Raw genomic sequence first — 19676 nt, 5'->3', positions numbered from 1 at the left:
AGGGTTCATTTTTTCATTACTGGATACTCGGTTTTCATGCACGAATTACACACACTAGATGCGTTAATCCAACGCTTTCAGCAGCAAAAACCCATTCGAGCGTCTTCGCTTATTATCACCCTCTATGGCGACACCATTGAGCCTCACGGCGGTACAGTGTGGCTTGGTAGCCTTATTAACGCCTTAGAGCCCATTGGCATCAACGAGCGCCTTATGCGCACGTCAATTTTTAGGCTTTCTCAGGATGGCTGGATCGACAGTGACAAGGTTGGACGCAGAAGCTATTACAGCCTCACTCACCAAGGGCACAGAAAGTTCGAGCAGGCATTTCAACGCATTTACAACCCTAATCGACCGCCGTGGGACAATACCTGGACGCTGATTCTGGTACACCAACTCAGTCCTGAAGAAAAGAAAACACTCAGTGATGAGTTAAGGTGGCAAGGCTTCGCCGTGGTGTCTACTCATCTGATCGCCAGCCCCTGCGCCGATAAATTTGCTCTAAAGGACGTGTTACGTTTACATCAATTAGAAGATAAGGTCGTGGTGCTTGATGCGTCTTCTTCTAGCCAATTTTCGAATCAGCCCTTGCCGGCTCTGGTCGAAGACTGCTGGGGTTTAGAGGCATTGGCAGCGCAATATCAAGCATTCATCGCGCTCTTTCACCCTGTTTGGCAAGAAGTGGGTGAAAAAGAACGTCTTGACCCAAAATCGTGCTTTTTAACCCGTACCTTACTCATTCATGAATACCGTAAGCTTCAACTTCGTGACCCGCAATTGCCAGATGAGTTATTGCCACTGGATTGGGAAGGCCGTGCCGCACGACAACTGTGTCGGAACATCTATCGCAAGATTACCGCCGCAGCGGAAACCTGGATCGAGCACAACATGGAATCGGCCGTTGGCCCACTTCCCAACTCCAACGAGGCCTTTTCCCAGCGTTTCGGTGGCTTGCTGTAAACGCTTGTTGTCTTTTTTTGTTGGTAGCAATATAGAAGCGACACTCTATAATGCTGCCACATAAAGATGATGAGGTGAATTGTGAACAAGGTTGATGTGATTGTAATCGGGGCCGGTGCATCTGGCTTAATGTGTGCTGCTACTGCGGGTTATCGTGGCAAAAGCGTACTTGTTTTGGACCACGCCAACAAAGCGGGGAAAAAAATCCTCATGTCTGGCGGCGGGCGCTGTAATTTTACCAACATGGATACGGCTCCCAAGCATTTTTTATCAGACAACCCGCACTTTTGCATTTCGGCGCTACGCCGCTTCACCACGCAAGATTTTGTCGATCTGGTGGATCGACATGGACTGGATTACGTTGAAAAAGCCCCCGGCCAGCTGTTCTGCGAGCATTCTGCAAAAGATTTATTAGACATTTTATTAACCGAATTAGAATGGTCTGGTGCGCAGCTTTCCCTCAATACCACAGTCAAGAACATTGATTTCAAAGAAGATTTCACTGTGGTCAAAACCAATCAGGGTGACTTTCAATGTCGCTCTTTGGTGGTGGCCACAGGCGGCTTGTCGATTCCAACCATGGGCGCCAGCGGATTTGGTTACGAGATCGCCAAACAAGTCGGTCATCAAGTGTTACCGACTCGAGCCAGCTTGGTGCCGATAACGGTTCAGCCCGATCGAAAAAACCAGTTCGCGGCTTTATCCGGTATCGCCTGCGACATCAGCACAACCTCACAGGGCATGACTTTTCAGGAACCCATGCTGTTTACACATCGCGGCATCAGTGGCCCCGCTATTTTGCAAATCACTAACTTTTGGCAACCTGGCGACGACCTTCAGATCAACATCACCCCAACGCTTTCATTGGATGATCTGATTGCGGTTCGCCAAAACACACCAAAGAAAAGCTTCGAAAGTTTATTGTCTCAGCTATTGCCAAAACGCCTAGTAGAACTGATTAAAGAAGAATTCAACTGGCTAAACGAACGCAGTGCACAAACCTCCAATGAACAAATTTCAGACTTATTTGCCTACTTAACCCACTTCGATGTACAACCCAATGGCACCGAAGGCTACCGCACCGCAGAAGTGACCCTAGGCGGCATCAACACCAATGAAATATCATCAAAAACATTCGAATCTCAAAAGCAAAAAAACCTTTATTTCATTGGTGAAGTGCTAGACGTAACAGGCTGGTTGGGGGGGTACAATTTCAGCTGGGCCTGGTCTAGCGGGTACTGCGCTGGGCAGTATGTTTAATCTTTTCACTCTTTTTCATCAACTCGCTTGTTAAAAACAATACCCAGTGATCACTGGGTATCTTCCTCAGACTCTATATTTCATACAACTTCAGTAAAGCGTCAAATGTTGTCCACAGAAACCGTTAAGAAGGCTGTGGGAATCATAAAAAAACTCTTATTTTTCAATTAACTAAACAAAATCAAACTTTATTTCACAAATAATGAAAATATTAATTTTCAAGCCTATACACCTCTTGTTTGCAAAAAAAATTCAATTAAATTGATCTCAGTCTATACAAATAAACTGTTTATATATACAGTACTGTATAAATAAACAGCTCAAAGCATTAGGACTCGTTATGACGATGAAATTCACTTACCGCACTCGAAATATCATATTCTTAACCATTCTCGTGCTGGCGCTATATGCCCCAACAAAAGACGTCTTGCGCTATTTGAGCAGTCAAATGGCTTCTGAGAGTATTCATATTGTGGACGCTTCGTTTGGTAACACACTGCCTTGGCAAACATCTCGATCTTCGTATTTAACGGTTAATCAGAATGCTCAATCGAGCCTATCGACTGCGCAAGTGATTTATACCAAGCTGCAATTTACTAACCCTACTTCTGAGCCACAAAGTTATCGTAAGATATGGCTGAACTTTCTACATGAAAATGGCGATCAAGAGTACACAACCGATTATGTCCTTTATAACGTAGAAACGCGCCAGCGTTTAATTGGCAAATCTATAGAATTGGGCCCGAATAGCTCAACAACCGTTATGGCGGCGTATCGTTTTATCCCAAGCTACAAAAACACCACACCTATTACCATGAATGTCTCTTGGGAAAAATCCAATTCATTAAGAGAAAGTGCTTGCGACTATAATCTAGCAAATGGTGCTGAAAACACATTTCATCACCAGTGCGGGCAGTAAAATAATTACAACAATTGGTAAAGTTCACAAAAAATAAGTAAATACCATCCAATAAAGAGTCATTGATAATCGTTTTCATTTCTAATATTATAACTTCACAAATTCTATTGGAGCCACACAACATGAAACGTTTTCTAACCCCAATCGCCGTCTGCGTATCAAGTGTCATGCTTACTGCATGTGGTACAGCTGTTGTCAAAAATGAAACCTCTGCTGTTAACGCTGAATCGGTTGTTGTGCATTATGCCGATATGGCAGAAGCTATTTACTCTGACTCGTTAACCACTGCTCAAACCTTGCGTACGTCCATCGATGCCTTCCTTGCAGAGCCAACAGAAGCTAACTTACAAGCCGCTCGTACCGCGTGGATTGCTGCTCGTGTTCCTTATCAGCAAAGTGAAGTATACCGCTTTGGTAATGCCATTGTGGACGACTGGGAAGGTAAGGTTAACGCTTGGCCATTAGACGAAGGTTTGATCGATTACGTTTCTGTTGATAGCTATGGGTCAGAATCTGACATTAACCCGCTCTACTCTGCCAACGTTATTGCATCTAAAAATTTGATGATTGGCGGTAAGAAAGTTGATGCGACGAACATCACGCCTGAACTCATTGCTGAATCACTGCAAGAAGCCGATGGCATCGAAGCGAACGTGGCCAGTGGTTACCACGCAATCGAGTTCTTATTGTGGGGGCAAGATCTTAATGGTACTAACCCAGGCGCGGGTGAACGTCCAGCCAGTGATTTCGATCTAGAAAACTGCACCAACGGTCACTGTGATCGCCGTCGTGCTTACCTAAGCGCAGCGACAGATTTGCTGATTACTGATCTAGAAGAAATGGCAGACAACTGGAAACAAGGTGGTGCCGCTCGTGTTGCGTTACTAGAACAAACACCGGAGCAAGGTCTATCTACTATCCTAACGGGTATGGGCAGTTTGGCCTATGGTGAACTTGGTGGCGAAAGAACCAAGCTTGGCCTGATGCTTCATGATCCAGAAGAAGAGCACGATTGTTTCTCTGATAACACCCATTGGTCACATTACTACGATGCCAAAGGCATCAAAAATGCTTACCTTGGCGAATACGAACGAGTCGACGGCAGCTGGGTAAAAGGCGCATCTTTGTCTGCTTTGATTGCTCAAGACAACCTAGCACTTGATACCGAAATGAAGCAGAAGTTGAACGCAACAGAAATGGCAGCTCAAGCTATGGTTGATGCGGCAAAACAAGGTCAAACATTTGATGTTCTTATTGCCATGAACAACACCCAAGGCAATCAGTTGGTGCAAACCTTTGTTGATTCTTTAGTAGATGAAACTCGTGTAACAGAAGATGTCATCCATCACCTAGATCTTCAAGGCATCGCGCTCGAAGGCTCTGATAGCCTAGACAACCCAGGCGCTGTTTTTGAATAATCGCCTATTGTCTTTGTTATAACCCCATTGAAAAACAGTGCTAATATATTGCTACTAATAGCACTGTTTTTCTTTCAATTTTGAATGGTTTATATGTGTTTATGACCCACATACCCTTTTTATGGGTTCGTCCATTCGCTGGCATTTTGGTCGGCTTTTTTTGTTTTCAGCCACTTAGTTTTGCCAGCGACTATTCTAAGCCTGTGTCTAACATCACCCTAGAAGACAAACTAAACTTCAAGGTGGGTGAAGCCATTTTTCAAAAATTCTGGGTAGCCTCGCCTTCTTCGACCACCGCCAGTGATGGCTTAGGTCCTTTGTACAATGCCCGCTCTTGTCACAGCTGCCATATCAATAATGGTCGAGGTCACCCTCCAAACGCGGGTATAAGTGGCTCTAGCGTGCCCTCTTTTTTTGTTAGGTTTGGGCGAACCTATCCAGCTGATACGGACTTTACTAGCAGAATCTACCCACATCTTGGTGATCCGAAATATGGTCATCAATTGCAAGGGCAGAGCTCTGCAGGGATTCAGCCAGAAGGTGACTATCACCTTAGCTATACAGAAAAAGTTGAAGTGCTTGCCGATGGCTCCCAAGTCAATCTACGCACACCAAACCTGCATTGGGATCAACTTTATTATGGAGATCTTGATAAACGTACTGGTATCAGCATGCTGGTTGCACCATCATTGGTAGGCATGGGATTATTAGATGCAGTGACGGATGACACCATTGCTGCTAATGCAGATCCAAAAGATGCAAACAATGATGGTATCAGCGGACGAGTCAGCTGGGTGCGAACGGGGACTAATACCCCACCAGTGGTAGGGCGGTTTGGCTACAAAGCTTCCAGCCCCACCGTAAGCGCGCAAAATCAACAGGCATTTAACATTGATATGGGGCTTTCTACCCCGCTCATGCCCTATGCCTCTGGAGATTGCACTGGATACCAAGTCCATTGTTTGACCAGTCCAAATGGAAACAGCGCCCACTTAGACAACTTGGAAGTAGATAAAAAACAAATGCACTTGGTGGATTTATTTGTGTCTCTATCGGCACCACCAGCCATGCGTAACCTCAGTTCAAGCACATTTTTAGAAGGCAAAACGCTATTTGAAAACACCGGATGCGCTAGCTGCCATACCCCAAAAATGCAAACGGGAACAAATTCGCCGTTCTCCGAGTTAAACCAACGCACCTTTTATCCCTTTACCGATCTTTTACTTCACGATATGGGGCCTGGACTAGCCAGTGAATTCCCAAGCTTTTCGGCTTCTCCTAGTGAATGGAGAACCGCACCTCTATGGGGTATTGGCTTATCTGAATCCGTTTCAGGTCGTGTGGGATTTTTACACGACGGTCGTGCTAGAACCATAGAAGAAGCCATACTTTGGCATGGCGGAGAAGCCAAACAGAGTCAAATGGCGTACAAGAATTTAAAGAAAGAACACAGAGAAAAACTCATTTACTTTTTGGAGTCGCTTTAATGAATTATTTTCCTAAATTGTTAGCTTTGGCCATCAGCACCACGTCTTTTATGGTGTCTGCAGGTGAATGGCAAGGCCCTCTTGGTGGCATCACCAATCAAGTGATTAAACAGGGCTACAGCGTATTTTCAGATTCATCTCAGCAATTGCAGCAAGCGACGCAAGCATTTTGTGCCGCTCCTTCCGATCAAAGCTTGTTGCAAGCTCAAACAGCGTTTCAAACCAATGCGCTAGATTGGCAACAGGTACAATGGTTAAATTTTGGCCCTGTCACCTACTTTATGCGTTATTACGCATTTGAATACTGGCCAGACAAAAAAGGCGTTACTCAACGTCAACTTAGAGCTTTGGCACAGGGTGATCCTGCTGTGATGGATGCGCCAAAATTCTGGACATCGGCCAGTATTGCAGTACGTGGCTTAACCGCCGTCGAAAGCTTATTGTATCACCCAGACTTCACACCATCGGAATCAGCCACTCAATGTCAGTTGTTACAAAAAGTTACGGCACATCACTTTGATAGCGCCAACGCGGTTGCCAAGCAATGGCAAGAAGCCAAAGCGCAAGATTGGGTGTTCGATGAAGAAGGCAGTGGTTTTGATGCTGAGTCCGTTGCGTTAGAACAATTTTTACAACAGTGGATTGAACATATGTCCGCTGTAAAAGACGCTAAATTAGAAACGCCCATTGGCTACAACAGCCGTGAAAATTTAAAATTGGCCGAGTTTTATCGTAGTGATTTGTCGTTAAAAGCTATTCAACGAAATTTGCAGTCTTATCGTGAAATTTACCATGTAGGTTCACCTTCTTTATATGACATGGCTCTGCAAAAAAGCCCAGAACTGGCGCAACAACTTGAGGAACAGCTGACTAAAAACATTAAAATTGCTTTGCAGTTACCTGATGACTACTTCCAATCTGGTCGCACACAAGAAGAGCGCGTTGAACTTGCAATACCTTTAGTAAAATCCATTTCTAATAGTCAAACCTACTTAGCTAACTTGGTCACAACACTGGGTTTTCAAATTGGCTTTAACAGTCGTGACGGAGACTAATCATGCTATCTAGGCGATCATTTCTCGCCTTGAGCGGCGCAGTGCTCTCTGCGCCGTCATGGGCGGCTATTACACAACAAAATACTGGCGCGACACTGTATGCGTCGGCGTATTCTTTGAGTAAAACGGAACATTTTTTTGGCTTATTTGATAAAAAGGGCGACGTCATTTGGTCATCTCCCTTAACCGATAGAGCCCATGCTCCCGTGATTCACCCCAACCAAAGCATTGTAGGTATCGTGGCACGCCGCCCCGGCTTTTTTATCGACTTTTTTGATGTGTCAAACAATCAGCGTATTCAGCGAATTGAGCCCACTCAAGACCATCACTTTTACGGTCATGCGCTCTTTACCCATGATGGAAGCAAACTGATCACACAAGAAAATCATTACCCAAGTGGCCAAGGCAAGATATTCATTCGTGAATGGCCCAGCGGCAATATTGTTAACGTGTTTAAAAGCAACGGGGTTGGCCCTCATGAGTCGGTGTTTTTGAATGAGGATGTCTTGGTTATCGCCAATGGCGGCCTGCAAACTCACCCAGACAACGATCGAGAGATTCTCAATCTCGACACCATGCAGCCCAACGTGACTTATTTGTCACTTAAAGATGGACAGGTCATTCATCATACCGCTCACGAGCAAGACCTTCATCAGCTGAGTATTCGTCACCTAGATGTCAACTCAAACGGTGTAGTGGCTCTAGGGTTTCAGTATCAGGGCGAATTATGGGATCAAGTGCCTTTAGTAGGCTTGTCGCGTATTAACCAGCCTAAAATGGAATATTTACCCATTCCTGAGAACATTCGCGTGCGCTTCAAACAGTATTGCGGCAGCGTCTGTTTTGATCAATCCGGTGAAGTGCTGGCAATCAGCACACCAAGAGGCGGTTTTGTAGCCTACTGGCACGTCAACTCCAAAACCTTTTTGGGTGTGGAAAACTGCCGTGATGTCTGTGGATTAGTGGCAACGAATAACGCTCATGAGTTCTTACTCACCAGCGGCAACGGTAAGCAGCTCTTGAACAATCCAGTTCAAAATCAAACGGTTATGGTACAAAATCACGCCAATATGCACTGGGATAATCATTTACGATCTATAAAAGCATGAATTTATAGTTAAATGCCGACCATGGCGTAGTCAACCTCCATGTTTTTAGGTAATGTTGAACGGTGGGACAACATCTTGTTCTACCGTTTTTTTCATTTTATAAAAGTAACTCATAGTGCTAATTGACTCTATTAAGCAATTTTTCTTTCTTGACACTGAATCGTCAACTAAAGGTAAAAACAACCACTTTCAGCAAAGTGCGCTGCGAATTTTACTCGTTTTAACCCTAGGAATTTTTTCTCTATCGGAAGTTCATTCATTATTAACCTCTGCCGACTGGACACTTATTAGTATCAATACTGCTTACATTGCGCTCTTATGCGGCCTATTATTTTACAGTAATAAATACACAAAAATCAGCGCAGCGCTTTTTCTATCTAGCATTGTAACCGCGAACATCTTGTTGCTAATGTTGAGTGGCGAATTTTACGCTAAGATATATGCGCTTGTTTCATTATATTCGCTCCCCCTCATTACTCGTGTTTTGTTTAGTTTTAAAGCCTCGATTTTTGCCATTGCACTGAACTTCTGCCCCTTCTATTTGATCGCTTCCCAAAGCCTCAGCAACAGTCAAAATGGCGGCGTATCGGCCTTTTATTTCCAATTATTAACCTTTGTAACGCTAAATATAGGTTTGCCATTTGCCGTTTCTCGCATCATTAAGAACCTTGAAAACAATGCCACTCACATGAGTTTTTTATATCGTAAAATGAATGATAATTACGCCATGTACGAGGAGTTTTTTGAGAATACTGGCACGCCAACTCTGTTATGTGATAAGCGCGGTAAACTACTTAAGGCCAATCAATTGGCAAGACGTTTATTATCAGAGAATCCTAAGGCCGTTTTCGCAGGTACGCTCTTAATCGATTGGCTGTCTCCCATAAATTCGGGCAACAAAAAGTCACTCAATAAATTAGCCTGGAAGAATAACCTAGCCGAATGCACCCTTAAAACGAACAAAAACAAAACCGATGATAAAGGCATCGTTTATATCGAGGTCAAAAAAGCCCCTCTCACTCAATACGGTCATGTGGTTCTGCATCTTCAAAACACCACCCCGTTACGCGCTATACAGCAAGAGCTGGCTAACACTTTGCAAACCAATACCCGACTAACTCATTTTGACCTGCTTACACAGCTCCCAAATCACAGACACTTCTGTCAACAAGTGAATCAAAGGATAAATGACAAAGCTCAACACCTAACAGGTGCCATGTTCATTATTCGTATTAGTCAGTTTAAATTGCTTAATAAGCAATATGGCAGAGACAGCGCCAACAAGGTGATCTTAGATTTTTCCAATGCGCTGCAAGCCAAACTGTCTGATCAAGCGATTGTTGGGCGCTTACGTGGTGTGAAGTTCTCTTGCTTTATCCCCTTGGGTCAGGCGTATTTGCTTCCTCGACATTTGTCGACTCTGATTCATTCGGTATTACCCAGCCAAATTATGGTACATGGCAGTGCGTTAAATATGGATTACCAAGTCGGCATTGCATATTACGACTCAGATGGAAAATCGGCGGAAGAGCTATTAGAACACTGTGAATTAGCACTGGAATACTCTAACAGCTCAGGCCGCTTCTCTTATTACAATCAAGGGCTTGAAAGCAAATTACTTGAAGAACACTCTCTTGGTTTATCGTTAAATCAAGCTATTAAGAACAAAGAAATACGCGTCTGGTTGCAGCCTCAAGTGTCTGGGAATGGTCAAATTCGTTCTTTTGAAGCCCTTGCTCGCTGGCAAAATAATGGTCAGTTTGTACCGCCTAACGTGTTCATTGATATTGCTGAAAAGCTGGGTATGCTGCCACTTCTGGCGGAAAATCTGATCCACGAGCTGATGAATACACTCATCCAATGGCATAAAGAGCAAATTCATACGCCAATTGCATTCAATTTAGCGGGCCAAGAATTAATGAACGATGGCTTCTTTGCGCTCTTAATGTCACTCATTTCCGACCATCCCTGGTTGAGCGAGATGCTCGAGCTGGAGATTACTGAAACCAGCCCTGTGATGACACACCCACTGATCCACAAACGCCTGAGAAGTTTATCGCAATATGGTTACTCCATTGCCATAGACGATTTTGGTACGGGGCAAGCGTCGCTTGGGCAGCTCATTGATATTCCTGTAGATGTTCTAAAAATTGACCGTCGATTTGTCGCCCCCTTGCCACACGATCAACGTCACATTGATATTGTAAAATCCACCATTAAATTAGCCGAATCTCTCAATATGAAGGTGATCGCCGAAGGCATTGAGACCAAGGAGCAAGCTACCCTTTTGACCTCTCTTGGATGTGAAATTTTGCAGGGCTACTATTTTGGTAAACCCTCTCCCCTTTCTGAATGGACTGACCAAAATCATGCGAAAGCGAAAGCACTTCGTATGGTGTATTAAGCAAGATCTCAGGCAAAAAAAAGCCCCTTCCGAGGAAGAGGCAAAGTAGCGGAAGACACAATAAATCTAACTCAATAGCCCTACCAAAAGGGTTACTTAAACATCTGCACGTGGGCAGCTTTCAGGGTGTTCTGCAACAAATTGGCAATGGTCATAGGGCCGACGCCACCAGGTACAGGAGTGATGGCACCCGCCACCTTTTCAACGTCAGCAAAGTCCACGTCACCGACCAACTTACGTACTCCGTCGATAAGTGTGACGTTAATGCCTACATCGATAACCGTCGCACCAGGTTTTACCCAGCTGGCTTTTACCAGCTCAGGCTTACCCACTGCGGCAACAAGAATGTCAGCTTGACGACATAAAGCTTCAATATCCCTGGTGCGCGAATGCACCATAGTCACAGTACAGTTGCTTTGAAGCAACAAAGCAGCCATGGGCTTACCAACGATGTCGGAACGACCGATAACCACCGCGTGTTTACCTGTCAAATCGCCCAGTGTTTGCGTTAGCATCATCATGCTGCCCTGTGGTGTACAAGGCACCAACTTAGGGTTGCCCAAGGCCAATGCCGCAACGTTAAGTGGATGAAATCCATCCACATCTTTGCATGGATCAATCGCGTTAACGATGTCTTCTTCGTTCAAATGAGCCGGTAGTGGAAGTTGCACTAAAATACCGTGAACTTCTGGGTTCCAGTTCAATTCATCGACTAGATCGTTCAATTCTGACTGAGTCACATCCGCGGCTAATCTGTGTTCGATAGAACGGATACCAACTTGATTCGCACGCTGAATCTTATTACGAACATAGACTTGACTAGCAGGATCATCCCCTACTAACACCACGGCTAAGCTTGGCGCTATGCCGTGCATTTTTTTGAAATCAGCCACTTCAAGAGCCACATTATCCAACAACTCAGCCGATATTTTTTTACCATCAATTAATTGAGCCACGACTTCTCTCCTTATCGAAAGACAACGGTTTTGTTGTCATCAAGGAAAACACGGTTCTCAATGTGTAATTTAACAGCACGAGCCAAAGCAACCGTTTCTGTATCACGGCCAGCGGCAACAAGCGCGTCAGGCGTAAAGGTATGGTTTACCACTTGGACAGATTGCTCAATGATTGGACCTTCGTCCAAATCAGATGTGATGTAGTGAGCCGTTGCACCGATCAATTTCACACCGCGTGTGTGTGCTTGGTGGTAAGGTTTAGCACCTTTGAAGCCTGGCAAGAATGAGTGGTGAATATTGATGGCGCGGCCCTTCAACTCAGTACACAAGTTGTCAGACAAAATTTGCATGTAACGCGCCAAAATAACCAATTCTGTACCTGTCTCTTCAACAATATCCAACAAGGCTTGTTCTTGTTCACGCTTGTTTTCTTTGTTAACTGGAAGGTAAATAAAGCGAATACCTTCGCGCTCAGCCATAGGACGCAAATCCAAATGGTTAGACACAATAGCCGTCACTTCCATGTTCAACTCGCCTTTACGTAAGCGGTATAACAAATCATCAAGACAATGATCAAACTTACTGACCATGATTAGCGCTTTGCAAGGCTCTGAAGCAGGAACAAGCTTCCAAGTCATGTTGAATTTTTCTGCAATCGCAGGGAACTCAAGGTTCAGATCCGCTAAGGTTTTGTCGCCCGTTTCGATATAGCCAACCGCACGCATGAAAAAATGATCGGTGTCAGGGTCATCAAACTGTGACAACTCGCTGATGTAGCAGCCGCGCTCTGATAAAAAAGAAGTCACAGCAGAAACAATGCCGCTGCTCGCTTTACAGGTAATGTTGAAGACAAAATCTTGCAATTCCACGTTTTTCTTAGTCATTATTTCCACCAATCCTGGATCTATATTGTCGTGATGCCTGCTTAAAATAAGCTGGTATCTTCGGTTTGTGTAAATAGGTTTACTACAACAGCTTAAAAGCTACATGTTCGGATAATTTGGGCCGCCGGTTCCTTCTGGCACAACCCAAGTAATGTTTTGCGATGGATCTTTGATGTCGCAGGTTTTACAGTGCAAACAGTTTTGCGCATTGATCTGTAGGCGTTTCTCATCTGCATCTCTGGTATCATCAATGTATTCATACACACCCGCCGGACAAAAGCGTGCTTCCGGTCCGTTAAAGAGGCGCCAGTTTTTTTCAACCGGTACAGCAGCGTCTTTTAGCGTTAAGTGACAAGGCTGATCTTCCTCGTGGTTTGTACTGGACAGGAACACAGAGGACAATTTATCAAAGCTGATTTTGCCATCGGCTTTCGGGTATGAAATCGGTTGGCATTTAGACGCTTCTTTTAGCTGAGCATGGTCTGGCGTGTTGTCTCGCAAGGTGAAAGGCAACTTACCTTTAAACCAGTTTTGATCGAGATAATTGAACGCACCACCCCAAAAAGTACCGAATTTGTGCATCGCAGGGCCAAAGTTACGGGTGCGGTGCAACTCGTCGTACACCCAAGAGTTTTTCAAGGCTTCTGTGTAGCTTGTTAGCTCTTTTCCGCCTTGATCGTCTTCAACTAACGCCGCAAAAACAGATTCCGCCGCCAACATGCCACTCTTCATTGCCGTATGAGAGCCTTTGATTTTGGCAAAATTCAACGTCCCCGCGTCACAACCGATCAACAAACCGCCTGGGAAGTACATTTTAGGCAAGGAGTTAAACCCGCCTTTCGTAATAGCGCGAGCGCCATAAGAAATGCGTGTGCCGCCTTCTAGAGTCTCTTTGAAAACAGGGTGATGTTTCATGCGCTGAAACTCGTCAAACGGCCCCAAGTAAGGGTTCGAATAACTCAAATCAACCACAAGACCAACCACTACTTGATTGTTTTCGCCGTGATACAAGAAAGACCCGCCGTTGGTGTCTTTGTCCAATGGCCAACCCGCACCATGAACAACCAAACCTGGCTGATGTTTCGCTGGATCAATCGTCCAAAGCTCTTTGATGCCGATGCCGTAATGCTGCACATCGGCGTCTTTGTTTAGGTCAAACTTTTCCATTAACTGTTTACCTAAATGACCGCGACAACCTTCGGAGAAAACAGTGTACTTGGCATGGAGTTCCATGCCTTCCATGTATCCGCCTTTTTGTTGACCATCTGCGCCAACCCCCATGTCACCTGTCGCTATGCCTTTAACGGAACCATCTTCGTTGAAAAGGATTTCAGCCGCGGCGAAACCTGGAAAAATTTCCACGCCCAACGCCTCCGCTTGTTCCGCCAACCAACGGCACATATTACCAAGACTGATAATGTAGTTGCCTTCGTTGTGCATGGTTTGCGGAACCAAACTATTGGGGATTTTTTTCGCTTTGTTAGCATCTTGAAATAAATAAATGTCGTCGCGGACAACCGGTGTGTTCAACGGCGCACCGCGCTCTTTCCAATTCGGAAACAACTCTTCCAAGGCACGTGGTTCAAATACCGCACCAGAGAAAATATGCGCGCCTACCTCAGAACCTTTTTCTACGACGCAAATGGTAACTTCTCGCTCCGCTTGTTGTGCTTGCTGCATTAATCGGCATGCCATTGATAAGCCAGCAGGCCCAGCTCCAACAATAACAACATCAAATTCCATAGACTCGCGCATTCTGTGTTTCCTTCTTATCTACCGTATTTCAATCTGCGTGGGTGTCATTAAAGCGCTTGTTCTAGTTGCGGTACCGCATCAAACAAGTCGTCAACCAAACCGTAATCTGCCACTTGGAAGATAGGCGCATCTGGGTCTTTGTTGATCGCAACGATCACTTTAGAGTCTTTCATACCGGCAAGATGCTGGATCGCCCCTGAAATACCCACCGCGATGTAAAGATCTGGTGCAACGATTTTACCTGTCTGACCGACCTGCATGTCGTTCGGTACAAAGCCCGCATCAACGGCCGCTCGAGAAGCACCCACAGCCGCGCCTAGCTTGCTCGCTACTTTTTCAAGCATGGAGAAGTTTTCGCTATTTTGCATACCACGACCACCGGAGATCACGATGCCCGCTGATGTCAATTCAACGCGATCAGACTTAGCGACGCTTTCGCCAGCGAACGTTGAAAGACCAAGATCGTGTGCTTCTGTGACAGCTCCGATGGAAGCGCTTCCATTTTGTTCAGCAAGAGAGAAGGCAGTGCCACGTACTGTGATCACTTTAATAGTGTCTTCAGATTGAACGGTTGCAATCGCGTTACCGGCATAAATAGTACGTTTAAACGTGTCGGCACTAACAACACCAATGATGTCAGAAAAAGCAGAAACATCTAACGAAGCCGCTACGCGAGGTAAAATGTTTTTACCGTTTGTGGTTGCAGGCGCCATGATGTGGCTGTATTCCGAAGACAAAGACACAACCAAAGCGGCGGTGTTTTCTGCCAACAAACCTTTGTAACAAGCGTTATCAGCAACACGTACACGAGATACGCCAGAGATTTTAGCCGCGGCTTCTGCTGCACCAGCACACTGATCGCCAGCGATTAAAACATCAATGTCACCGCCAATTTGGCTAGCCGCCGTAATGGTCGTTAGAGTAGCTTCTTTCAAGCCAGTGTTGTCGTGTTCTGCAAGGACTAAGATGCTCATTTAGATGACTCCTTTTTCTGTTTTTAACTTATCAAGCAAGGCGGCAACAGAGCCGACAATTTCACCACTTTGACGAGTGTTTGGTGATTCAACTTTCAATGTTTTGATTTTAGATGTGAGATCCACACCGTAATCAGCCGCTGGCTTGATCACCAATGGCTTACGTTTTGCTTTCATGATGTTTGGCAAAGACGCAAAACGAGGCTCGTTCAAGCGCAAATCACAAGTGACAACAGAAGGCAATGTCAGTGTGAGTGATTGCAAGCCGCTGTCAACTTCACGAGTCAAGTTCAAGGTGTTGTCTACAATGTCCACTTTAGAAGCGAACGTGCCTTGAGACCAACCCAAGATAGCAGACAGCATCTGGCCAGTTTGGCTATTGTCTGTGTCGATAGACTGTTTACCCAATAGAACCAAACCAATTTGCTCTTCTTCAACGACTTTAGCCGTCAATTTGGCAACGGTTAATGGCTCTAGACTTTCTTCAGATTCCACTAATAATCCACGGTCAGCGCCCATCGCCAATGCAGTACGCAACTGATCTTGTGCTTGAGCAGGGCCAATAGACATAGCAATAATTTCTGTCGCAATGCCGGCTTCTTTAAGGCGTACTGCTTCTTCCATAGCGATTTCACAGAAAGGGTTAATCGCCATTTTTACGTTGTTAAGATCAACGCTCGTGTTTTCCGCATTCACCCGAATAATGACGTTTGGGTCTGTAACTCGCTTAACCATCACTAGAATTTTCATTGTTGTTTACTCTCCATTTTCATTACGGCATTAATATTGTTTAAACACATGCTTACTATTTCTGGAAACCCATTAAGCGCAAAGCACTTAATGGCCTGGTTTTCCAACAGGCTTGAAGCTGCCTTGTACAATTCGATCTATGATCATGGCACAGGCTAAGATGGCCAGACCCGCTAACAAACCTTGGCCTTTTGCAGCAAACTGCAACGCCATTAACACATCCGTTCCTAATCCTTCTGCACCGATCAAGGAAGCGATAACCACCATAGAAAGACACATTAAAATAGTTTGGTTCACACCCGCTAGGATACTGGACATCGCTAATGGGATTTCCACATCAAGCAACAATTTACGACGTGAACAACCGAACGCCAACGCCCCTTCTACAATCGATGCAGGGACTTGTTGAATACCCAAAGAAGTAAGACGAACAACAGGTGGCATACCGAAAATCAAGGTCGCTAACACACCTGGCGGCTTACCGGTACCGAAGAAGGCAATGATAGGAATCAAGTACACAAAGGCTGGCATGGTCTGCATAAAGTCCAGTACCGGGCGAGCAAAGGAGTCCATGGTACGATTTTTCGCACACATGATACCCAACGGAATACCAAACAAGATACACAAGGTAGCTGAAGCACCAAGCAACGCGACCGTTGACATGCTTTTTTCCCAGTAGCCTAAGAAAGCCAGGTAAGAAAGCGCAGCGGCGGTAAAAATAGCCACTCGTACACCTGCTAAACGCCATGCCATGAACAAGATTACAATGGCAGTAACGGGCCAAGGCGTGTCTACCAGGATGACTTCTAACGCTTCGATAAAGATACGAACACCGTAGCTGATGCCATCAAAGAAACCGGCGCCACTCGTTGCAAGGCTATCAAAACCGCCATCTAACCAGCTTGCTGCACCATTAAAAATAGCTTTGTTGGCTGGAAACGTCATGATCCATTCAACCGGAGCGGCGGCGATGAATCGGTAGATAACAATTGGGAAGATAATCGCTAGCATCACGCCACCTAACAACATATTAGGGTAACTAAAGCCACTGTTTTCACTGTAATCTTTGCGCCAGCGGCAGTATTTCTTTTCATATAATGCATTGGCAGAGAACCCCTGCACCAACACGGTTAGTAATAACAAGAAAAAGCCGAAAATAACGTAACTTGTCGCACCCGACGCCTCTAAATTGGCTTCTTTGATGGCGTTTTCTGCTGCGGTTTTTAAATTGGTTGAATTGCGTAATAAAGCCGTTGCACTGGATGCGCCGGCTTCTAAAGCGACTTGAGCTTTTACGGCCATTTCTTGAGATTTGGCCATCAAGCGATCCGCTTGCGCAAGTTTGTCCGAACCTAGGTTACCGGATAAACCGATACCAAGCTGGACAAAAGAAAACAACAAGGCAATGGCACTTAGCCAGAAAAAGCTCCAGAGGTTGCGGGTCGCGGCCCACATTGGCCCTAATAAAGCCGCAAAAACATTAAACGAATAAGTAATGCCATTGACGGATTGAATGGCTTGAAATTGCTTGCTGTAATATTCACCACGGCGTTCAGCAAATCGCGTTACAGACTGCTGTTGGTCTTTTTGTAACGACAACACTTCTTCATTCGCATTCATCTTATTCATCTCCCTTAATGCCTTTAAGCAAGGTACCTTTATTCACAACGCCAATGTCTTTACCGTCACTGTCCGTAATAATAATGGGCAGTTCAGATGCAATGGACAAATCAATCAGGTTGTCTAAGCTGGTGTCGGAAGCAGCGCGTGTTGCGACTGATATGTCCATACTGGCAGGCAGTGTCTCTTCATTGATGTCTAGCATGATGGACGCAGCACTGATTAATTTTAGATTCGAGATACCCTGCACGAACTCAGTGACGTATTCGTCAATCGGGTTCATCACAATGTCTTCAGGTGTACCAATTTGGATAAGGCGGCCGTCTTTCATGATGGCAATACGGTCACCAATACGAATGGCTTCGTCTAAGTCGTGGGTAATAAATACGGTGGTTTTTTGCAGTGTTTTCGTCAGTGTCACGAACTGATTTTGCAGTTCTCGACGAATGAGTGGATCGAGCGCACTGAAAGGCTCATCCATCAGCAAAACTTCTGGATCGCTGGCTAAGGCACGCGCTAAGCCGACACGCTGCTGCATACCACCAGACAATTGATGAGGTAAGCGGTATTCAAATCCGCCTAAATTCACCAAAGATAAGGCGTGCTGTGAAATTTCCCAGCGTTTTAATTTTGGTACATTTTGCACTTCCAATGGGAAGGCAACATTATCGATAACGGTTCTGTGTGGCAACAACGCCATATGCTGGAACACCATGCCGATGTGCTTGGCGCGCATGCTGCGTAAATCTTTATCCGATAAGTCTGGCATGGACTGTTCAAGTACTTCTACCTTACCAGCCGTGGGTTCAATCAAGCGGTTCAAATGGCGAATGAGCGTTGATTTACCGCTGCCTGATAACCCCATAATACAAAATATCTCACCACGTGGTACGGTGAAAGACACGTCTGCAATCCCAACGACACAGCCAAAGCGCTCTAATACGGCCGCTTTGTCTAACCCTTCATTATTGATCGCTTCCATGGCCTGGTCAGCGTTCTCTCCAAATATTTTCCAAACATTATCTAAGCGTATGACATTTTTGGCCATGCTGAGCTCTCCTCTGGTTGATCTATCGATGCCGTTACAACCTAGCCTTTCAGATTTTGGGGACTGAAAGACCAGCTTGAAACGACGCCCTGTGTACGGAACTTTCTGGGGTTATTGGCCCAACCAAGATTCAACAATGTCGCTGTTGTTGGCGACCCATTCCTCAGCAACCGTCCCTGGGTCTTTCTTATCGACGACCATGGAGTAACTCAATGCACTCAAGATGTCCGCATTAACTTTGAAGTTCTTTAGTAATATCGCGGCCTCCGGGTGCTCTTTTTCCAATGATTTAGCATAATGCAAGTACAAGTACGCGGTTGGCCAAGCCGAGTCTGCATTGGATTTTTCCAACCAATCAGGGTCTTCTGATGGCTGCAGTACACTCCAGGTGTCGGCATTATGCTTAGGCTCTTCTAGGAAAACTAAGTCATGAACAGCAAACACATAGTGTGGGGTGTAACAGAAAAAGGCATAAGGACGACCAGCCGCCGCAGCCACATCAAGTGACGCCCAGTTTACTGGCGTGTCCATTTCCACTAAATCCAGTGTCTCATCGTAGCCATAACTTTTTGCTTTGATGATTTCCACTGATGTAGAAGCAGCGCCTGGCTGGCCTACCCAAATTTCGCCCTTGCCATCACCGTTGCTATCAAATAAAGCCGCTTTAGCAGGGTCCGTTAAGTCGTAAATGGATGTGATATTGTATTTTTCTGACGCAGCGCGAGTGATACAAACACCTTGCTTTGCTTCAATCCCATTTTGGTTTTGAACCACAGTGCCTCGATCGTTCACGTATTTATCATGCAAGTTCTGCTGGTTTGGCAACCAAACTTCAGGGTGAACTTGCATTGTTCCGCGATCCATCGCTTCAAAAATAACGGAGTTAGAACCACTTTGTAAGGCAACGTCTAAACCTAAGTTTTCTTCTAGTACAATTTTCAAAATACTGGAAGTCACTGTTGCAGAAGGCCAAGCGGGTGCGCCCAAAACGACGTCAGCCGCTTGAGTCATCACACTAGTTAGCCCCAATATCGCAGTAGCACTTATCTTCTTAACGGTATTCATATTGCTCTTCCT

General features: G+C 45.3%; 16 protein-coding genes. 8 read left to right on the top strand and 8 right to left on the bottom strand.

Features of this window, described 5'->3' with window-relative positions; genetic code table 11:
* Window positions 1-36: 36 nt before the first annotated feature.
* The 8 genes from paaX to J9B83_RS11195 all read left to right on the top strand — a co-directional run bounded on the left by paaX (window position 37) and on the right by J9B83_RS11195 (window position 10612).
* Window positions 37-960 (top strand): phenylacetic acid degradation operon negative regulatory protein PaaX, encoded by a 924-nt coding sequence (paaX, locus tag J9B83_RS11230; protein WP_211536839.1) that lies wholly within the window; start codon window positions 37-39, stop codon window positions 958-960.
* Between the two features lie 81 nt (window positions 961-1041).
* A complete protein-coding gene (locus tag J9B83_RS11225) occupies window positions 1042-2220 on the top strand; it encodes a BaiN/RdsA family NAD(P)/FAD-dependent oxidoreductase (protein WP_211536838.1) in 1179 nt (392 codons plus the stop codon).
* 340 nt (window positions 2221-2560) lie between these two features.
* Window positions 2561-3139 carry a hypothetical protein gene (locus J9B83_RS11220; RefSeq protein WP_211536837.1) on the top strand — a complete coding sequence of 193 codons (579 nt, stop codon included), beginning with the start codon at window positions 2561-2563 and terminating at the stop codon, window positions 3137-3139.
* 122 nt (window positions 3140-3261) lie between these two features.
* Window positions 3262-4557: an imelysin family protein gene (locus tag J9B83_RS11215; RefSeq protein ID WP_211536836.1), complete on the top strand. Its 1296-nt coding sequence runs from the start codon at window positions 3262-3264 to the stop codon at window positions 4555-4557.
* Between the two features lie 101 nt (window positions 4558-4658).
* Window positions 4659-6044 carry a di-heme oxidoreductase family protein gene (locus J9B83_RS11210; RefSeq protein ID WP_211536835.1) on the top strand — a complete coding sequence of 462 codons (1386 nt, stop codon included), beginning with the start codon at window positions 4659-4661 and terminating at the stop codon, window positions 6042-6044.
* Window positions 6044-7099, top strand: coding sequence for an imelysin family protein (locus tag J9B83_RS11205; protein WP_211536834.1), 1056 nt, complete (start codon window positions 6044-6046; stop codon window positions 7097-7099). The genes J9B83_RS11210 and J9B83_RS11205 overlap by 1 nt, the downstream gene beginning before the upstream one ends.
* A gap of 2 nt (window positions 7100-7101) precedes the next feature.
* On the top strand, window positions 7102-8208 hold the full coding sequence (locus J9B83_RS11200) for a DUF1513 domain-containing protein (RefSeq protein WP_211536833.1): 1107 nt from the start codon (window positions 7102-7104) through the stop codon (window positions 8206-8208).
* Window positions 8209-8692: 484 nt separating this feature from the next.
* On the top strand, window positions 8693-10612 hold the full coding sequence (locus J9B83_RS11195) for a phosphodiesterase (protein WP_236037257.1): 1920 nt from the start codon (window positions 8693-8695) through the stop codon (window positions 10610-10612).
* A 92-nt stretch (window positions 10613-10704) separates the two neighbouring features.
* Here the strand turns inward: J9B83_RS11195 and folD are convergent, their stop codons facing one another.
* From folD to J9B83_RS11155, 8 genes are all read right to left on the bottom strand, one after another.
* On the bottom strand, window positions 10705-11568 hold the full coding sequence (folD, locus tag J9B83_RS11190) for a bifunctional methylenetetrahydrofolate dehydrogenase/methenyltetrahydrofolate cyclohydrolase FolD (RefSeq protein WP_211536831.1): 864 nt from the start codon (window positions 11566-11568) through the stop codon (window positions 10705-10707).
* Window positions 11569-11579: 11 nt separating this feature from the next.
* On the bottom strand, window positions 11580-12452 hold the full coding sequence (gene purU, locus J9B83_RS11185) for a formyltetrahydrofolate deformylase (RefSeq protein WP_211536830.1): 873 nt from the start codon (window positions 12450-12452) through the stop codon (window positions 11580-11582).
* A 99-nt stretch (window positions 12453-12551) separates the two neighbouring features.
* On the bottom strand, window positions 12552-14207 hold the full coding sequence (locus J9B83_RS11180) for an electron transfer flavoprotein-ubiquinone oxidoreductase (protein WP_211536829.1): 1656 nt from the start codon (window positions 14205-14207) through the stop codon (window positions 12552-12554).
* A gap of 47 nt (window positions 14208-14254) precedes the next feature.
* Complete coding sequence (locus tag J9B83_RS11175) at window positions 14255-15181, bottom strand: electron transfer flavoprotein subunit alpha/FixB family protein (RefSeq protein ID WP_211536828.1); 927 nt, start codon at window positions 15179-15181, stop codon at window positions 14255-14257.
* Complete coding sequence (locus J9B83_RS11170; protein ID WP_211536827.1) at window positions 15182-15931, bottom strand: electron transfer flavoprotein subunit beta/FixA family protein; 750 nt, start codon at window positions 15929-15931, stop codon at window positions 15182-15184.
* Window positions 15932-16018: 87 nt separating this feature from the next.
* Window positions 16019-17551, bottom strand: a complete 1533-nt coding sequence (locus J9B83_RS11165; RefSeq protein WP_211536826.1) for an ABC transporter permease — start codon at window positions 17549-17551, stop codon at window positions 16019-16021.
* Between the two features lies 1 nt (window position 17552).
* Entirely contained in the window at window positions 17553-18599 is a 1047-nt protein-coding gene (locus tag J9B83_RS11160; protein WP_211536825.1) for a quaternary amine ABC transporter ATP-binding protein, read from the bottom strand.
* Window positions 18600-18710: 111 nt separating this feature from the next.
* Entirely contained in the window at window positions 18711-19664 is a 954-nt protein-coding gene (locus J9B83_RS11155; RefSeq protein WP_211536824.1) for an ABC transporter substrate-binding protein, read from the bottom strand.
* Between the last annotated feature and the right edge of the window lie 12 nt (window positions 19665-19676).

It is taken from the genome of Marinomonas vulgaris, from assembly GCF_018145875.1.
Classification (GTDB): Bacteria; Pseudomonadota; Gammaproteobacteria; order Pseudomonadales; family Marinomonadaceae; genus Marinomonas; species Marinomonas vulgaris.
Note: the sequence above shows the minus strand (reverse complement) of the source record. Positions and strands in the feature narration are given on the sequence as shown.